Source organism: Cytobacillus oceanisediminis (genome assembly GCF_003182355.1).
In the GTDB taxonomy this organism is placed as follows: domain Bacteria; phylum Bacillota; class Bacilli; order Bacillales; family Cytobacillaceae; genus Cytobacillus; species Cytobacillus oceanisediminis_A.
The window spans coordinates 103,780-119,021 of sequence record NZ_QGTW01000002.1; the positions used below are offsets into that span (position 1 = coordinate 103,780).

The following is a 15,242-nucleotide window of genomic DNA, read 5'->3' on the forward strand; positions in this document are numbered from 1 at the left end:
TAATAGTTATTTAGATTCTGAAGCCTGTTTAAGCAAATCTGCAATTTGGGTAATATCTTCCTCAGTAAGTGGATTTCCGTCAATAACACCTGACATGACTGCCGTGGTCGGTTCTTTCAGAAATTCTTTTAGAGGCTTGCTGTGCTTACTTTCGACATTATTAAAAGCTTTTGATAAGTCCGGACCTGTTGCACCGCCTTGGAGATTTAAACCTTCCACAGAATGACATCCCAGGCAGCCTTTTGCCTGAAGAATATTTTCCTCGGCAATAACGGTAGTTACCGTATTTGAGTCGGAGGATGTTTCTCCAGTTTTTTGACTGGTTTCCCCAGTGCTGGATGCTTCATGATCCTGTACAGCAGTCTCTTTACCTGGATCGTCTTCACCGCCCAGAACATCAAAGACCAAGTATCCAAGACCAAGCCCGAGGATGGCGCTGATAATGAAATGAATAAAAGGTTTTTTCACTTTGTTCCCTCCTTGAGAGTTTTCTATATCATCCTAACTTCAGCTTACGTATCTTTGTGTGATGTTTTTCACAGATTTTTAAGGTTAATGTGAAGGATTTGTGAAAGTGTTTTGAGCGCTTTGTGAGTAAATGTGAGTTATATCACTTTCCATATAAGAGGCCTTCGCTACAATAATTCTAAGGAATAACAAAGTGGAAGCGGGGGATGAGGATGGGAAACGAAATGAGAGATAATACCGGAGCGTTGTACCAGCAGCCGCTAATCGAAGAGTTTTTAGGAAAAATTGAAATCTTCAAGGATCTTCCAAGTGAGTCCATCCAGCTGATAGATAAACGGATCATTAAAAGAGCGTATACAAAAGGCGATAAAATTATGTCTGAATACGAGGTAGCCAAAGGAGTTTATTTTGTCCATTCAGGCATTGTGAAGCTGACCAAGCAGGATGAGCAGGGAAATGAAATCATTGTCTGCATTAAAAAAAAGGGCGAAATTTTTGCGGAAGCCAATCTATTTAATCAGACAGGCCAAACCTATCCGGCAACGGGTACGATGGTACAGGATGGAGAAATCTATTTTTTAAACACGGATGACCTTGAACAAGAGCTGATGTACTCTCCCGAGATGGCTGTCCAGATTATCCGTTACATGAGTGAGTCACTAAGGGATATGACATCCATTTTGAGAGACATTGCTCTGCTTGATGTTTATACGAAAACCATCAAGACACTGGAGAGGCTTGCTGAAAAATTCGGAGCTAATCGTTGCAATCGGATGCATATTGAGCTTCCAATCACAGTCCAGGAATTTTCCACTTTAGTAGGAACCTCCCGTGAAAGTGTAAGCCGTGTCTTTTCAAGGCTGAGAAAAGAGGGGATCATTGAAATAACCGGCAGGAAAATTGTCATCGTGGATTGGTGCAGGTTTTGCTCCCATTTTCATGGGAAGTTATAAGCTGTTTTGGATCCTTTTTAATTACTGTTTTCGTAAAGGTTGTTGCTTTTTGACAGCAAACATAGTTTAGCAAACTGATTTGATTGTAGCGAAGGGTACTTCCCTCTCTTCCCGCGGAAAGCAAGTGCCCCGTGCTGAAATCAACGGGCAGAATTGATAGCAAAACAACAATCTATGAGAAAAGCCTTTGTAATAGCCATTAGCGAATAGGGCGTTAGTCAGTCCAGAGTTTTTGTTATATAATGAATTCATAGACTTTATCGCAGTCTAACGGGCAGTAAAACTCCCACTTCAAAGATTCAGAGGAATCGAAGGAGGATAAGTGGGATTCAAACTGCCCGTAAAGGCCCGATGAGTTCAACTAACAATCAGCGGGGGATAAAAACATCCCCCCGCTGATTGGAGTTTCACTCTATGATTCTGAGGTGCAAAGCATGGCTGATTTTCGTTCCAGTGAGATCATCAATAAACCTGTACATGAGGTATTTAATTATATGGTTACGATGGAAAATGCCCCTGAACTCATGCCATATGTCGTGAAAGTGGAAAAACAGACCGAAGGCGAGATTGGAAGAGGGACAAAATTTATTGAAACCCGTATGGTCAGAGGGAAAAATATTAAAGCCGATGTTGAAATCATTGACTTTGAAAAGGATAAAACCTATACAACACGCAGCAATGCCAATGGATTAATTACGGAATATAAATATGCTTTTTATGAAATAGAAGAAGGAACGCAGGTAGAGATGGAAGCAAACGTCAAAACAAGCGGCCTTGTAGCAAAATTAACAAAACGTTTTATTGTGAACATTGTTAAACAGGAAGATGGAAGCCAGCTTCAGTATTTGAAGGAAATGCTGGAGAAGTAGTGCAGGGAGCCTTCCTGTGAGAAGGCTCCCTGTTTTTTACTTCTGCTTCTTTTCGTCCTGGACAAGAATGACGGTACCGCCGTCATTTCTGCCTGGCAATTTGACTTTAATTTGGTTGTTTTTGTCTACATTGTATTTCTTGCCGCTATATTGGTCAATGACCTTGCTTCCGGCAGAAAATGGGACATTAATAGTTGCTTTTTTCTGTTCCAGCTTAGTGTTTAACCCGACAACAGCGTGTGTGCCGCTGTAGGAGCGGTTAAAAAACAGGTATCCGTCAGCATCGCTGCCTGCTAGCTTTTCACGTGTCCCTTTTGAAAAGACATCAGAGTAATTTTTCCGGATGTTAAGAAGCTTCCGGTAATGCTCGTGCATGTCATTTCCAATTAAGGACCAGTCAAAGTCATAGCGGTTTTCATTGAATTCACCTTTATCCATATCGCCTGCATGCTTGCCTGAAAGGCCAATTTCTTCACCATAATAGATAACTGGCTGGCCCTTTGCCGTAATTTGGAGGGCAGAGGCAATTTTCATTTTACCCCAATCTTTGCCGGCACTTGTGATCAAAAAGCCATCTTCATCATGGCTGCTTAAAAATTGTCCAAGGGTAGCGGTATTTGTAAGCTTGCCATTTCTGGCTTGTAATTTTTCCTCCGCTGCATCGATATGGCCATTAATGAAATCAGCCGCCGTATGCTTAAAGTCAAAATCCAGGATGGAATCCATTTCGCCGCTGTCCAGAAAGCCGCCATGTTCGTCTGCATAGCCTCCATAGTATTCCCCGATCATTTTAAAGTCGGGCTTGATTTCAGTTAGTGCATTTTTAAATGCTTTCCAGGTTGTGTGTTCTACATGCTTAACGGTATCAACGCGGAAGTAGTCGATCGTGTCTCCGCGGTTTGTTTTTGCTTTTTCAAGCCAGGCCGTCTGCCATTCAATAATTTGTCTGCGGACTGCTTCTTCCTCAGTCTTCAGGTCTGGCAAACCAGCAAGTTCGCCCCGGATCGTATCGGTTCCACCATCCCGGATCATACCGGCAAAGCGCTCACGGTCAGCGTCAGTAGGGAAGTTAGGAATCCCTAGTCCAATGGATGGGTCATTTTCCTTCAGTCCGTATCCTGTATGATTAAGAACCACGTCCACCATCACTTTTATACCGCGGTCATGGGCTTTTTCCAACAGCTCCTGGAATGTCTGGATATCTCCAAGATGTTCATCCAATGTTGAGAAATCCTTTGCCCAGTAGCCATGGTAGCCGTACTGGTTTCCATCCTTGTCATAGCGGAGATCCCAATTGATGTTATCTACGATTGGTGTAATCCAGATGGTGTTGATGCCTAAATCTTCAAGGTAATCGAGTTTTTCAATAACACCTCGGAAATCTCCTCCATGGTAAGTTTCAAGGTGGGAAGTGTCGTATTTTGCACCATTTGGATCATCATTGGAAGCATCTCCGTTGTTGAAGCGGTCTGTCAGCATAAAATAAATACGGGCCTCATCCCAATCAAAGTCATCTTTTTTGCCGTTAAAGGTACGGGTTGCTACTTCAATGGATGCTTCTCCTTCGTGCAGGTTTCCATATTCATCTACCACTGTGATCGGCAATTGCTTTTGGCCAGCCGTAACGGATTGGTCAATGGAAATGGTTTGTGCACTTAAAGCCGGATCAATGCTGACTTTGCTGCTTCCGCCGATTGCAGACAGGTCTGCATAAACCTCTTTTATGGCTACTTCCGAATCGGAAAGAATCGTCTCAACTGATAAAACAGCATTTTCATTGTATGTTGCTTTCCACGGCTTAACTTCAGCTATGATTTCAGCTGATGGATTTTTGTAGGTGATAGATGATTTGCCATCAACGCTATTAAAGGGATCTGCAGCCTCGGAGGTTTCTCCATTTTTTGTAACAAGGAAGGAGTACTCGTATGTTCCTTCTTCCAATTGATCAATCGTTGTGAAGAAGCGTTCCTCCATAGGGGAGTACGTCATTTCATAAAGTTGTCCATCTAATTTTGCTTGCACTTTTTCAATAGAATCCATGTCGCCCTGTTTGAATAGCTCTGGATCTCTATAATAGAGGGTGAGGCTTCCATTATTTAAAACAGGTCCGGTGATGGGAGGGACTTGATAGAATTCACCCTGGCCGCTAGTAACAACAACCTTGGTGTAGCTATCGTTTCCCGTTTTAATATAGCGGTCGGCGCCATATGGATCCTTTTGATTCCAGCCTGTGCCTTTGCGAATTACAAAGCCCATTTGCTCGGTTTGCTGGCCAATTTCAATCAAAGCAACAGCCCCTTTGTCAGTGACTTCAGTAAAATCAGCTTGTCCGTCATTTACACCAGTCTGCCAGGTCCAAATGTTCCAGCCTTCATAATCATGATCGTTTCTCACATAAGTAAACTCGATAAAACGGCGATTATCTTCTGTGCTGCTATTGTCAAAATCCTCTTTTGAGTAATAAACGGTTTCATCACCCTGTTCCAGCCATACTTCTACTTCGTTTTGGCCTTCAGGCATAGTGATGGTTCTAGTAACATCCTGTGTATCCCAGCTGCCAGGGCGGGGGATAACATTAATTTCATTTGAAGTAAATGTTAAAACTGCTTGCGCAAACCCTTCTGTTTGGCTAGTAAAAGGATAAGCACCGCCATCTTTCCCAGTTTCCCAAGCCCATAAATCCCAGTTCAATTGCTCTCCGTCGTTACGGTGGTAGTTAATAGTATAGGTATTCATCTGAGCAGCGATTTGAAATTTGTGCTCAAGTGTATATCCATTGTATTCGCCAATAACGGTTACGCTTCCTGCTGCGGCAATATCAGAAATTATCAGCTGGTTATCTGTCAGCGTAATGCCTTCTGTTTCCTCTACTAAACTCCAGGCAGGCTGCACATCCTCGGTGGTGCCATCGCCATTTAGTAGGTTTGCAGAAAGATTGACTGTGCTGCCCTTTTCGATATCAACAGGCATCTCCGTCGTTAGCCCGCTTACAACCAATAGGCTATTGCCATTAGCAGTTCGGCTGTTTGCTGGATCGGTAATCCAATTGCTATCATCCAGAATAAATTTATACTCATAGACTCCAGGAGATAGATTGATAGTCTTTGACCAAATATTATTTTCTCCTTTGGTCATCTCTATAGCTTTATTTTTCCAGTCGGTAAAGCTTCCTGCGATACGGACCTGCTGAGCTTCACCCTGGTAGGAAAAAGCAGCACTATTTCCGTCTACAACAGGGCTTTGGATCGTATTAGCAGAAGATAATTGCGGATTCATTCCTGTAAATAAGCTGAAAATCAAACTTAGCAGCATAATCCAGATGCCGGCTTTTCTTGCTTGTTTCATGAATTTCCCTCCTTATTAGATTGGATTGCGAGTATTGGGAAGTGCAATCGTTTGCACAAAAAGATGAAATGAAAACGCTTGCACCACTCTTAAGGAGATTTTATCACCATTGCGTGAAAAGCTCATGGGTGAAAAGTAGGATAGGGTTAGAAAAAAAAGTGGAAAAAAGCCGCCCTGACATCAGAGGCGGCCTTGTTTATATATTAGAATTTGTAGGTCCAGAAACGTTCTTTATAGATTCTTGCCATCACTTCGGGATCCTGGTTTTTAAGGCTTTCTTCCATATTTGCCGCCATGAGCTGGGTCTGGGAAGTATGTGCCTTGATGGCAGCAATTTTCCGGTCTGCCACAGCACTGACGTCGTTTACAACATCAGCCTGGCCAATTTCTTCTTCACAGTTATTGGAGAATGCCACACAGTGAACTTTTGGACGCTTGTCTGCAAGCAGTTCCTTGACTGCTCTGATAACAGCAGCACCTGTTGCATCATGGTCGGGATGCACGGCATATCCCGGATAAAACGTGATGATAAGGGAAGGGCTGACTTCGCCTATTATGGCTCCGAGCCTGTTTGCCAGCAATTCCTCGTCTTCAAATTCTACGGTTTTATCACGATAGCCAAGCATTCTTAAATCCTGAATGCCCAGCACATTCGCTGCAGCCTCCAGCTCTTTTCTGCGAATCTTCGGCAATGTTTCCCTGTTGGCGAAAGGGGGATTTCCCATATTGCGTCCCATTTCTCCCAGTGTCAGGCAGGCATAGGTAACAGGCGTCCCGTTTTCAATATGTAAGGAGATGGTTCCTGAAACCCCAAATGCTTCATCATCCGGATGAGGGAAGAAAACGAGTACATGTCTTTCCTTTTCCATTTCGGTATGCTCCTTTCAATTTGTTTAATTGTTCTCTATGTCTAGCAGAAGCGTCTAAAAGCCATAGTCGTCCCTTGGAAAGGTGCTTCCGCTTTTCTATTCAAATGGCGTTTCACTGATCTGCAGCGCAACCGCAAGTTTGCCGCTGAAATCGTGGCCAGCTAAAAGGAGCCTTTCTTTTTCATCCACTTCAAAATGCGTGATGCCTTCAGCATAGACCCAGCCAAAATTCATTTTCAATCCAACTCTAAAAGGTCCGTTTCCAGTGATTTTGCCATGTTCATAGATCAAGTTGGCATTGCGGATATACGCTCCCGAGGAAAAGAAGCTTTCATCAAAGTGGGAAGCATACGCCCCATTCGTTGTTTCCAAATGAATATATACCTCTTTATTGGCTAAGCGGTCGATTGCTTTTTGTACCGTCTTTTTAACTGCCGGTTCCATTATCCATAATCCCCCTTCCAATTTATCTCTTCATGTATAAGTTATGTGGTTTACTATCTTTTCAGCCTGAAAATGGCAGATTGTATTTTTATCTTACTAAAAAAAGAGACGAAAAGCGAAAAAGTGAGCTTAAAGGGAGGGGGGATATTATGAAAATGCAGCTAGCGAGAGGAGAATGCTAAGGAATAGAGAGTTTTTATATCGGGAAGATGATATAACCGCGAAAAAATCGATATAACCGCCAAATTCTCATATATCCGCGAACCACTATTGCCGCCGAATTATTTCAACCATTTTCCCACAAAAAAAACAGAGCCTCAGGGACTCTGTTACAAATTATTATTCTTGTTCGGATTCGAGGCGGCCTCTACCGTATTTACGGTATGCACCAGGCATAGTAGGGCCGACATATTCGTTTAATTGGAAACCATGATTGATGGCTGCTGTGATGAAATCCTTGGCTGTTTGGACAGCTTCTTTTACAGGTTTGCCTTTTGCAAGTTCAGCTGTGATGGCTGAAGAATATGTGCAGCCTGCGCCATGTGTATAGGTAGTTTCAACGCGCTCGCTTTCGTATAGAGTGAACTCTTGTCCATCATATAGAAGATCAGCGGCTTTTTCGTGTTTTAGTTTGCTGCCGCCTTTGATAAGTACATACTTGGCGCCAAGCTCATGGATTTTAATTGCTGCTTCCTTCATGTCCTCAACAGTTCGGATCGGACCTGTTTTGGCAAGCTGCCAGGCTTCAAATAGGTTAGGCGTTACAACAGTGGCAAGCGGAACAAGCAGATCTCTTAATGCTTCATTCAATTCAGGGTGGATAGGTTCGTCTTCGCCCTTGCAAACCATTACCGGGTCAATGACTACGCGATCCAAATTATTTTCTTTGATTGTTTTTGCTGCAATTTTAATAACTTCTTCTGAACCAAGCATGCCAGTTTTCATGGCATCAATTCCGACTGATAAAATCGTTTCAAGCTGTGTTTCCAATGTTTCATTGGCAATTGGGAACACATTATGGCTCCAGTTGTTTTTAGGGTCCATTGTCACGATCGTTGTCAATGCTGTCATTCCATAAACGCCAAGCTCCTGGAATGTTTTAAGGTCAGCCTGGATGCCAGCACCGCCGCTTGTATCAGAACCTGCAATTGTTAAAACTTTTTTCATGGTCATGTGCAAAATTCCTCCTTGAAGTTCTGCTGGATATGTTTTTCTAATTATAACAATAATTGCAAAAGGTAAAAACTAAAAGGGCTGCAGAGGTTATTTCACAGGGAGAGAGAGTTGGGTTGTGAAGATCGTATGGGGGAGGGTTCCCTCGTTGTTTTATAGAAAGAGAAAAATTTATCCGCATTTAAAGCAGGTCTATCCGCAAATAAAGATTTTCAACTGGCAGAATGCCTTTTTAAATAGTTTGGAAATGAGTGCAATGAGAGTACTTTGTCTTAAAAACAGAGAAACCGGCTCCTATTCACCCAGAGCCGGTTTCTCCGCAGACAATCTGCAAAGGCAAATGTTAGTTTTTTCAGGAGACGGTAAATTTATACCCGATTCCTCTGACTGTCAGTTCTTCCAGGCCGAATGGCTTGCCCGCCTAATCGTCAGCTCCCAGCTTTAGTCCCTCTGGTCCGGTCTTGTTTTCCGATTGGCTGATAAAAGCCGGCGGACCTTTATGGAAGAAACATAACGGAATAGATGGTAAAATAAAACGATAAGGATAGAATGGTTAAGTAGGGAGCCAGGGGCTTCATAACGGTAAAGTCAGGTGAGGACGATGAGTATAACGGGTATTATCTTAGCGGGAGGGCATTCAAGCCGGATGGGTGAGAACAAAGCCCTTTTACAAATAGGCGGCAAAACGGTAATTGAACGCATAGCAAACCAATTGGCTTCTATGTCATCTGAAATGATTATCGTGGCCAACAACCAGGAAGAGTACCAATTCCTTGGGATTCCCATGGTCAGTGACCAATGGAAAGAAAAGGGACCGCTTGCAGGAATACATGCAGGCTTGACCGCATCCAATACGCTAAAGAACCTGATTGTTGCCTGTGATATGCCATTTATATCCGCGGAGCTTGGAAAAATTCTTCTCAAAAAACTGGATACCCATCAGGCAGCGGTGCCTGAAATCGAAGGCCGTCTTCATCCCCTTTATGCAGCTTACCGAAAGGATACGAAGGAAGCAGCAGAGCAAGCTTTGAGGGACAACAGGCTGAGGATCCGCGGATTTTTGCATGATATTAATGCTTCAATTATGAAGGGTGAAGAACTTAAGAGGATGGGATTTTTATATGAACAAGCCCATTTCTTTAATATGAATCGCCCGGATGAGTACCAAATGGCACTAAAAATGGCAGCTGAAAAGGGCAAACACCCTAAATAAAATATTTCCAAAAAATTGATGGCAGTCATTTCATTTCCGGCAGGGTATATGTCAAAATGGAAAAAAAGCCGATTTAAGATCAATTAGGCCAAAAGAGGCTTTCCTATAGAATAATGAGGTGATCCAATGAATTTTGAGATTTCAAAAGAGCCGATTGATATCCAAAGTGTTATAGATAAAGTTGTGCAGCGGGAGGCGGGGGCAATTACAACCTTTATAGGAACCGTCCGAGAGCTTACACATGGCAAAAAAACGCTTTACTTAATTTATGAGGCGTATGAAGCGATGGCGGTCAAAAAGCTTGAGCAAATCGGAAAAGAAATTAAAGAACGCTGGGATGGGGCAGAAGTGGCTATCACACACCGTACAGGCAAGCTGGACATTACGGATGTCGCGGTTGTAATAGCAGTATCTACTCCCCATCGTGCGGATGCCTATGAAGCAAACCGATATGCTATTGAGAGAATCAAAGAGATTGTGCCGATTTGGAAAAAGGAACATTGGGAAGACGGAGAAGAGTGGATTGGAAATCAGCTTGAAACAGTAGCATATCCAGAAGGGAAACCGGAGGCGAAGGATTTAAATGAATAAAATTATGTTTTTTGCCCATTTACGGGATCATGTTGGCGAAGAGTCAGTGACCAAGGATGCAAGCGGCAAAACGATTGCAGAACTGAAGCAATTGCTGTCGGAAGAGTACGGGTTGAAACTGGACACGGTCATGGCAGCAGTGAATGAAGAATTTGCTTCAGATGATGAAGTGATCCAGGACGGAGATACGGTCGCATTTATACCTCCTGTAAGCGGAGGGTGATATTCCCATTAAAATAAATCAGAAAAGCAAATCAGATAATTGTCTAGCTTCAGGCGCCATCAGCTCAAGGTCATAAGCCAATCCCTTTCAGAAGGAAAGATCACCTTCTTACAGGGCCTGTCTTATGCTGGAAGCCCGCGGGACAGGAAAGGCTTCGTCAGCATAATCATCGCACGGCCAAAAGTGATAACTTTTGGGAGCTGCAGGTCAGGCAGACGTTGCCACACAGGACGCGGCGACTTTAGTCTGCGGGCGCCTTACGCTTTTCTAAGGAGGTGCAGCCATGTCTGAAAGGTATTCACGACAGACTTTGTTTCCGCCTATCGGAAACAAGGGGCAGGAAAGAATCCGCTCCAAACATGTGCTGATTGTTGGAGCTGGTGCTCTGGGATCGGGAAATGCTGAAACGATGACAAGGGCAGGAATTGGCACGCTGACGATCATTGACCGGGATTATGTAGAAGCGAGCAATCTGCAGCGTCAGCAGCTTTATACAGAAAGTGATGTAGCTGAAAAGCTTCCAAAAGCTGCCGCGGCGGAAAAACGCTTAAAGCGGATTAACTCGGATGTGGAAATACGCTCGGTGATCGGGGATGCCACTCCTGAAAAGCTGGAAGAGCTTGTTGAGGGAGTGGATCTCATTCTGGATTCCACCGATAATTTTGAAACCAGGATGGCAATTAATGATATCTCGCAAAAATACGAGATCCCCTGGATATATGGAGCCTGTGTAGGCAGCTTTGGCATGAGCCTGACGATTATTCCAGGAAGGACTCCTTGCCTGAATTGCCTTTTGAAGAAAATACCGATTCAAGGGATGACCTGCGATACGGGCGGGATCATTGCCCCGGCTGTGCAAATGGTCATTGCCCATCAAGTTGCAGAGACACTGAAAATTTTAGCAGAGGATTGGGATGCAGTCCGAACCGAGATGGTGAGTTTTGACTTGTGGCGGAACCAGTATACGAGCATGAAGGTGTCGAAGGCGAAGGATGAAGGCTGTCTATCATGCGGGAAAGAAAGAACCTATCCCTATTTGCAGACGGAAAACATGATGAAGTCTACCGTTCTTTGCGGAAGGGATACGGTACAAATCCGTCCGCCCAAAGAGCTGGAAATTCAGTTAAGTGAACTGGTAAAGCAGCTAAAATCACTTGGATACCAGGTAAAAGGCAATCCCTATTTGCTGTCAGTTGATATGGAGGAACAGCGCCTCGTCATTTTTAAAGACGGGCGGGCCCTTATTCATGGAACAAAGGATTTAACACAGGCAAAATCGATTTATCAGCGATTAATGGGATAAATAACAAAAAAACGAGCCCGTAACCATGAAAATGGCCCGGGCTCGTTTTTTTAAAACTAAGAGAGGTTCTATCTTTATTATTTTACTTCGTCTGTGCCTACAATTACTAATTTGCCTTCATCCAGTACCTTTTCGTACTGTTCCGCTTCTGTTTTTGTTAAGCCGACAGATTCAAACTTGGAACGAAGCTCATCTCCGCGCTTTTTGAATACGTTGCCGACAGAATCGAAAAAACCTTGCTCCTTTATACCAACATCACCTGTATCAGTAGCATCTGAAAGGTGCTCAGAACGATCCTTGTCATGTGCAAAGATGAAAATGTTATCTTTATTAAATCCTTGACTTTCCAGCATTCCGATTGTGTCGGTTGCTTGTACACCATTTTCTACGACTTCGATTTTATACATAAATAACATCCTCCTCATAAGATTTATCCTGTATATATGAAGGGCATTTTATGCTGCCCGTTATATTTAATATTTATCCGCTCTGCTATAGTTTAAACATGGATAAAAGAATGATAGATTAGCTAATGTTAACGAATGACCAATTATGCGGGTGTTAATGGGGTATATAAAAAAAGCTTGGCACAGCTTTTAAGTAAACGTAATCTGACATTAACTAAAAGCTGTAAAAATACCGTTTGGCCAGTAATTCCAATAGTTGGGCCGGTATTTTGCTAAAATCGGCCGGTAAATGTTCGATTTTGGCCGGTATTTTAAATAAAGTGGCCGGTATTCGTTAATTTCGCCAGCAGCTCCGGGTCTGGAAATCTGCAAAATGGGATGTGGCAGATAAAACTTTGCTCTTTGGCCGTTAAATCATTCATTTTGGCCGATAAATTCATGAATTTAGCCGTTACGGGAAGGGGATCTTTATGACAAAAAACATCTTAAATAATGACTGGCAGGAGGTTCTTGGTGAAGAGTTTCAGAAGCCTTATTATAGGCAGCTTAGGGAGTTTTTAAAGAATGAATATGAGAATTATACCGTTTACCCCAAGCAGGAGGATGTATTTAATGCTCTCCAATATACACCTTACAGGGATGTGAAGACGGTTATTCTGGGGCAGGATCCCTATCATGGGCCTGGCCAGGCACACGGTTTAAGCTTCTCTGTGAAACCTGATGTGAAAATTCCGCCGTCCCTAAAAAATATTTTTAAAGAGATGCAGGATGATTTGGACTGCGATATTCCTAACAATGGCTATCTAGTAAAATGGGCGAAAGAAGGTGTTCTTCTATTAAATACGGTCCTGACAGTCCGAAAAGGACAGGCTCATTCACATAAGGGGAAAGGGTGGGAGCTGTTTACCGATAGGGTCATCCAAAAGCTGAACGAGAGGAAAAAGCCTGTAATCTTTATATTATGGGGAAAACCTGCACAGGAAAAGGGAAAGCTCATTGATGATTCAAAGCATTTTATCTTGACCTCTCCACATCCAAGCCCGTTTTCCGCTCGTAAAGGATTCTTTGGCAGCAGGCCATTCTCAAAAGCAAATGAACTTTTAAGGAAACAGGGAGAGGAGCCAATCGATTGGAAGATTTCTGATCTATGATTTGATTCGCCATGTTTCACGTGAAACATACATTTATTTTGAGAGAATAAAAGAAAGTGCTCGAAATATGCTTCTGCATTACGCTTGCTTTACAAAAGAGGGTTAAAACGGGGAAAAGGGATTGAGAAACTAGATGAGTTCACAGCGGATAGACTGTTTCAAATGCAAATATTTTTATGTCACATGGGATCGTACTCATCCAAAAGGATGCAAGGCTTTCCAATTCAAGACGTGCCTGATGCCCTCCATGGAAGTTTTTCAGGCATCTGGTCATCCCTGTTTGCGTTTCGAAAAGAAAAACTGATAAACTTTAAATTGGCCCAGGATTTAGAAGGAAGGCCAATATAGCTATAATGGCAATCGGAAAAGCAGATTTGCCGCTTTTCGCAGAAAGAGGTGAAGTGTTTGAACATCTCTGTTCAAAAACTTTTGGGTAAGATGGAAAAAGAATTGCTTGAAGCAAAAAACAGCTCGTCAGAAGCCCGTATCAGGGAAAGGGTACAGGCGATTAAGTCTTTATGCGAGCTCCTTTTGGAAGAATCAGAAACAGGAAGCACTGCTGTTGCTGCTTCTGTCAGCCATACATACAGCACGCCGGCTGCACAGCCTGCAAATTTGCAGCCAAAGAAAATGAAAATGGATGATGAGGCAAACGGCGATTCATTGTTTGATTTTTAAAATGGGATAAGAGGTGTAGGGGAACATGAAGTTATTTATTATCATCGGAGCCATTAATGCTTTTTTATCAGTTGCTTTAGGAGCATTTGGAGCCCATGGACTTGAGGGCAGAGTTGAGCCAAAGTATTTGGAAACATGGAAAACAGGTGTAACCTACCAAATGTTCCATGCAACCGGCTTGCTGATTATTGGTGTCCTGCTTGGCAAACTGCCGGCCACTGCCTTGCTATCGTGGTCAGGGTGGCTGATGCTAATTGGCATTATACTTTTTTCCGGAAGTTTATATGTATTAACGCTGACAAAAATCAGCGTGCTGGGAGCGATTACCCCGCTAGGCGGCGTAGCCTTTTTAGCGGCGTGGGTGCTGTTGATTATTGCTGCAGTTAAATATCTTTAAGAAAAAGGAGCTTTGACATTGGGGTCAAAGCTCCTTTTTCTATTATCTTGGCGAGTATTGGGTCAATCCAGCTCCGCCTCCGAAAGGATATTCATATTCGATTTCTTCTTCAAATGTTACATAATCCAGATAGATCATTGGAATGAGGAAGCGCATGCCGGTTTGCGGATCACTAAGGATCAAATGGTCGCGCCCTGCTGCTTCGATGATGCCTTTAAATATCTTTGCATTCCATTCTGTGTTGTTTTCAAAGGTTGCATACACGGTAGCAAGCTTTCCTCTGTTCAAACGAAGAATGTTTTCAATGTAGGATTGTTCAAGCGGCAGCATGCCAGGAACCTGCGTGCCTGGTGCAGCGCCTGCGCTAACGCCTGCAACTGTCCCTCCTGGCGGCATTCCCGCCATTCCAGGCATTCCAGGCATTCCAGGCATTCCTGCCATTCCCGGCTGTGCCTGATAGTTCTGTGCCTTTTGAGCAGCCCCGGTGTAAGGCTGCTGTTGACCATAATAAGGGTATTGACCATAATTAGATTGACTCAATTTTTTCCCTCCTAATAATTAAAATCAGCCATCTTAAATTAAGTACTGATGAAATAGCCATGCCATTTTTTCAAGTAGACTGTAGGGCAGTCCTGCGGAGTGGGTTTATAAAAGCAATGGGCCTTGAACCGTCCGGAGTTCGCTTGGTTAAACCATTGGGCCGGGCAGCTCGCTTGGGACCGGAAGAGCCATAATGCATCTTGCAGGGTGTGGCTCTGTCCGTTTATGACTTTGCGGCCATATCAAGCTCACTTTGCCGCGCACCTTGATAGAGGTCACCTTTTTTTGTGGCCACAAACCCGCCTGGACTCTGAAAGGCCACCCTTCTGATTGAGCGGATATCTTTGAAGTCTAAACAATCCCCCCGGACACGGCTACCCCCACATTCCCGACCATCAGCATGCCAAGCTTTCCATCTTCTTCAGCTTCAGCGCGCATGAGCCGGGCCAGAAGCTTAACATCTTCCTCGGTGTAAGGGATAACTCCAATCTCTTCACCCCTCCTTTATGCTGAGCCTTGATGCTGCGGGAAAGAGAAATGCATATGAAGTTATAATAGAAACTCACTATTTCATTAGTATGTATGGGCATGTTTTTTTATGACTGGGAAAAGAAAAAA

17 protein-coding genes and 1 pseudogene are annotated in these 15,242 nt (G+C 43.4%); 10 read left to right on the forward strand and 8 right to left on the reverse strand.

Annotated features, from left to right (window positions below; translation table 11 throughout):
- Positions 1-6: 6 nt before the first annotated feature.
- A complete protein-coding gene (locus tag DFO73_RS04800; RefSeq protein WP_110063651.1) occupies positions 7-468 on the reverse strand; it encodes a c-type cytochrome in 462 nt (153 codons plus the stop codon).
- Positions 469-680: 212 nt separating this feature from the next.
- Between DFO73_RS04800 and DFO73_RS04805 the strand changes: the two genes are divergently transcribed.
- A complete protein-coding gene (locus DFO73_RS04805; RefSeq protein WP_110063652.1) occupies positions 681-1,421 on the forward strand; it encodes a Crp/Fnr family transcriptional regulator in 741 nt (246 codons plus the stop codon).
- Between the two features lie 434 nt (positions 1,422-1,855).
- Positions 1,856-2,290, forward strand: coding sequence for an SRPBCC family protein (locus DFO73_RS04810; RefSeq protein WP_110063653.1), 435 nt, complete (start codon positions 1,856-1,858; stop codon positions 2,288-2,290).
- 36 nt (positions 2,291-2,326) lie between these two features.
- On the opposite strand, the gene DFO73_RS04815 is transcribed toward DFO73_RS04810, so the two are convergent.
- The 4 genes from DFO73_RS04815 to pdxK all read right to left on the reverse strand — a co-directional run bounded on the left by DFO73_RS04815 (position 2,327) and on the right by pdxK (position 8,121).
- Entirely contained in the window at positions 2,327-5,635 is a 3,309-nt protein-coding gene (locus DFO73_RS04815; protein WP_110063654.1) for an alpha-amylase family glycosyl hydrolase, read from the reverse strand.
- A 203-nt stretch (positions 5,636-5,838) separates the two neighbouring features.
- Positions 5,839-6,504, reverse strand: a complete 666-nt coding sequence (gene bshB2 / locus DFO73_RS04820; protein ID WP_110063655.1) for a bacillithiol biosynthesis deacetylase BshB2 — start codon at positions 6,502-6,504, stop codon at positions 5,839-5,841.
- Between the two features lie 96 nt (positions 6,505-6,600).
- Positions 6,601-6,948 (reverse strand): YojF family protein, encoded by a 348-nt coding sequence (locus DFO73_RS04825; RefSeq protein WP_110063656.1) that lies wholly within the window; start codon positions 6,946-6,948, stop codon positions 6,601-6,603.
- 339 nt (positions 6,949-7,287) lie between these two features.
- The gene (gene pdxK / locus DFO73_RS04830) at positions 7,288-8,121 is read right to left on the reverse strand and encodes a pyridoxine/pyridoxal/pyridoxamine kinase (protein ID WP_110063657.1); all 834 of its coding nucleotides are present in this window, start codon (positions 8,119-8,121) and stop codon (positions 7,288-7,290) included.
- Between the two features lie 148 nt (positions 8,122-8,269).
- Between pdxK and DFO73_RS04835 the strand changes: the two genes are divergently transcribed.
- The 5 genes from DFO73_RS04835 (at position 8,270) to DFO73_RS04855 (ending at position 11,451) form a co-directional block, all read left to right on the forward strand.
- A complete protein-coding gene (locus tag DFO73_RS04835) occupies positions 8,270-8,566 on the forward strand; it encodes a hypothetical protein (protein ID WP_110063658.1) in 297 nt (98 codons plus the stop codon).
- 156 nt (positions 8,567-8,722) lie between these two features.
- Positions 8,723-9,334, forward strand: coding sequence for a molybdenum cofactor guanylyltransferase (gene mobA / locus DFO73_RS04840; RefSeq protein WP_110063659.1), 612 nt, complete (start codon positions 8,723-8,725; stop codon positions 9,332-9,334).
- 126 nt (positions 9,335-9,460) lie between these two features.
- Positions 9,461-9,925, forward strand: a complete 465-nt coding sequence (locus DFO73_RS04845) for a molybdenum cofactor biosynthesis protein MoaE (protein WP_110063660.1) — start codon at positions 9,461-9,463, stop codon at positions 9,923-9,925.
- Complete coding sequence (gene moaD, locus DFO73_RS04850; RefSeq protein ID WP_110063661.1) at positions 9,918-10,148, forward strand: molybdopterin converting factor subunit 1; 231 nt, start codon at positions 9,918-9,920, stop codon at positions 10,146-10,148. The genes DFO73_RS04845 and moaD overlap by 8 nt, the downstream gene beginning before the upstream one ends.
- Positions 10,149-10,431: 283 nt before the next feature.
- A complete protein-coding gene (locus tag DFO73_RS04855; RefSeq protein WP_110063662.1) occupies positions 10,432-11,451 on the forward strand; it encodes a thiazole biosynthesis adenylyltransferase ThiF in 1,020 nt (339 codons plus the stop codon).
- 77 nt (positions 11,452-11,528) lie between these two features.
- On the opposite strand, the gene DFO73_RS04860 is transcribed toward DFO73_RS04855, so the two are convergent.
- Positions 11,529-11,858, reverse strand: a complete 330-nt coding sequence (locus tag DFO73_RS04860) for a general stress protein (RefSeq protein ID WP_110063663.1) — start codon at positions 11,856-11,858, stop codon at positions 11,529-11,531.
- A 470-nt stretch (positions 11,859-12,328) separates the two neighbouring features.
- Here DFO73_RS04860 and DFO73_RS04865 point away from each other — a divergent pair, with 470 nt between their 5' ends.
- From DFO73_RS04865 to DFO73_RS04880, 3 genes are all read left to right on the forward strand, one after another.
- A complete protein-coding gene (locus DFO73_RS04865) occupies positions 12,329-13,009 on the forward strand; it encodes a uracil-DNA glycosylase (RefSeq protein WP_110063664.1) in 681 nt (226 codons plus the stop codon).
- 396 nt (positions 13,010-13,405) lie between these two features.
- Positions 13,406-13,687, forward strand: a complete 282-nt coding sequence (locus tag DFO73_RS04875; protein WP_258309252.1) for a YwdI family protein — start codon at positions 13,406-13,408, stop codon at positions 13,685-13,687.
- A gap of 25 nt (positions 13,688-13,712) precedes the next feature.
- Positions 13,713-14,084, forward strand: coding sequence for a DUF423 domain-containing protein (locus DFO73_RS04880; protein WP_110063667.1), 372 nt, complete (start codon positions 13,713-13,715; stop codon positions 14,082-14,084).
- A 42-nt stretch (positions 14,085-14,126) separates the two neighbouring features.
- On the opposite strand, the gene gerQ is transcribed toward DFO73_RS04880, so the two are convergent.
- Together gerQ and DFO73_RS04890 are read right to left on the reverse strand one after the other, a co-directional pair.
- Positions 14,127-14,624 (reverse strand): spore coat protein GerQ, encoded by a 498-nt coding sequence (gene gerQ / locus DFO73_RS04885; protein ID WP_110063668.1) that lies wholly within the window; start codon positions 14,622-14,624, stop codon positions 14,127-14,129.
- Between the two features lie 38 nt (positions 14,625-14,662).
- Positions 14,663-15,113: pseudogene (locus tag DFO73_RS04890) on the reverse strand (cell wall hydrolase).
- Positions 15,114-15,242: the final 129 nt, after the last annotated feature.

What these genes read in the sequence shown, in the direction of transcription:
- DFO73_RS04805 (WP_110063652.1), top strand. Translation starts at nt 681, where the DNA reads ATGGGAAACGAAATGAGAGATAATACCGGAGCGTTGTACCAGCAGCCG.
- DFO73_RS04810 (WP_110063653.1), top strand. Translation starts at nt 1,856, where the DNA reads ATGGCTGATTTTCGTTCCAGTGAGATCATCAATAAACCTGTACATGAG.
- DFO73_RS04815 (WP_110063654.1), bottom strand. Translation starts at nt 5,635, where the DNA reads ATGAAACAAGCAAGAAAAGCCGGCATCTGGATTATGCTGCTAAGTTTG.
- bshB2 (WP_110063655.1), bottom strand. Translation starts at nt 6,504, where the DNA reads ATGGAAAAGGAAAGACATGTACTCGTTTTCTTCCCTCATCCGGATGAT.
- DFO73_RS04825 (WP_110063656.1), bottom strand. Translation starts at nt 6,948, where the DNA reads ATGGAACCGGCAGTTAAAAAGACGGTACAAAAAGCAATCGACCGCTTA.
- pdxK (WP_110063657.1), bottom strand. Translation starts at nt 8,121, where the DNA reads ATGACCATGAAAAAAGTTTTAACAATTGCAGGTTCTGATACAAGCGGC.
- mobA (WP_110063659.1), top strand. Translation starts at nt 8,723, where the DNA reads ATGAGTATAACGGGTATTATCTTAGCGGGAGGGCATTCAAGCCGGATG.
- DFO73_RS04845 (WP_110063660.1), top strand. Translation starts at nt 9,461, where the DNA reads ATGAATTTTGAGATTTCAAAAGAGCCGATTGATATCCAAAGTGTTATA.
- moaD (WP_110063661.1), top strand. Translation starts at nt 9,918, where the DNA reads ATGAATAAAATTATGTTTTTTGCCCATTTACGGGATCATGTTGGCGAA.
- DFO73_RS04855 (WP_110063662.1), top strand. Translation starts at nt 10,432, where the DNA reads ATGTCTGAAAGGTATTCACGACAGACTTTGTTTCCGCCTATCGGAAAC.
- DFO73_RS04860 (WP_110063663.1), bottom strand. Translation starts at nt 11,858, where the DNA reads ATGTATAAAATCGAAGTCGTAGAAAATGGTGTACAAGCAACCGACACA.
- DFO73_RS04865 (WP_110063664.1), top strand. Translation starts at nt 12,329, where the DNA reads ATGACAAAAAACATCTTAAATAATGACTGGCAGGAGGTTCTTGGTGAA.
- DFO73_RS04880 (WP_110063667.1), top strand. Translation starts at nt 13,713, where the DNA reads ATGAAGTTATTTATTATCATCGGAGCCATTAATGCTTTTTTATCAGTT.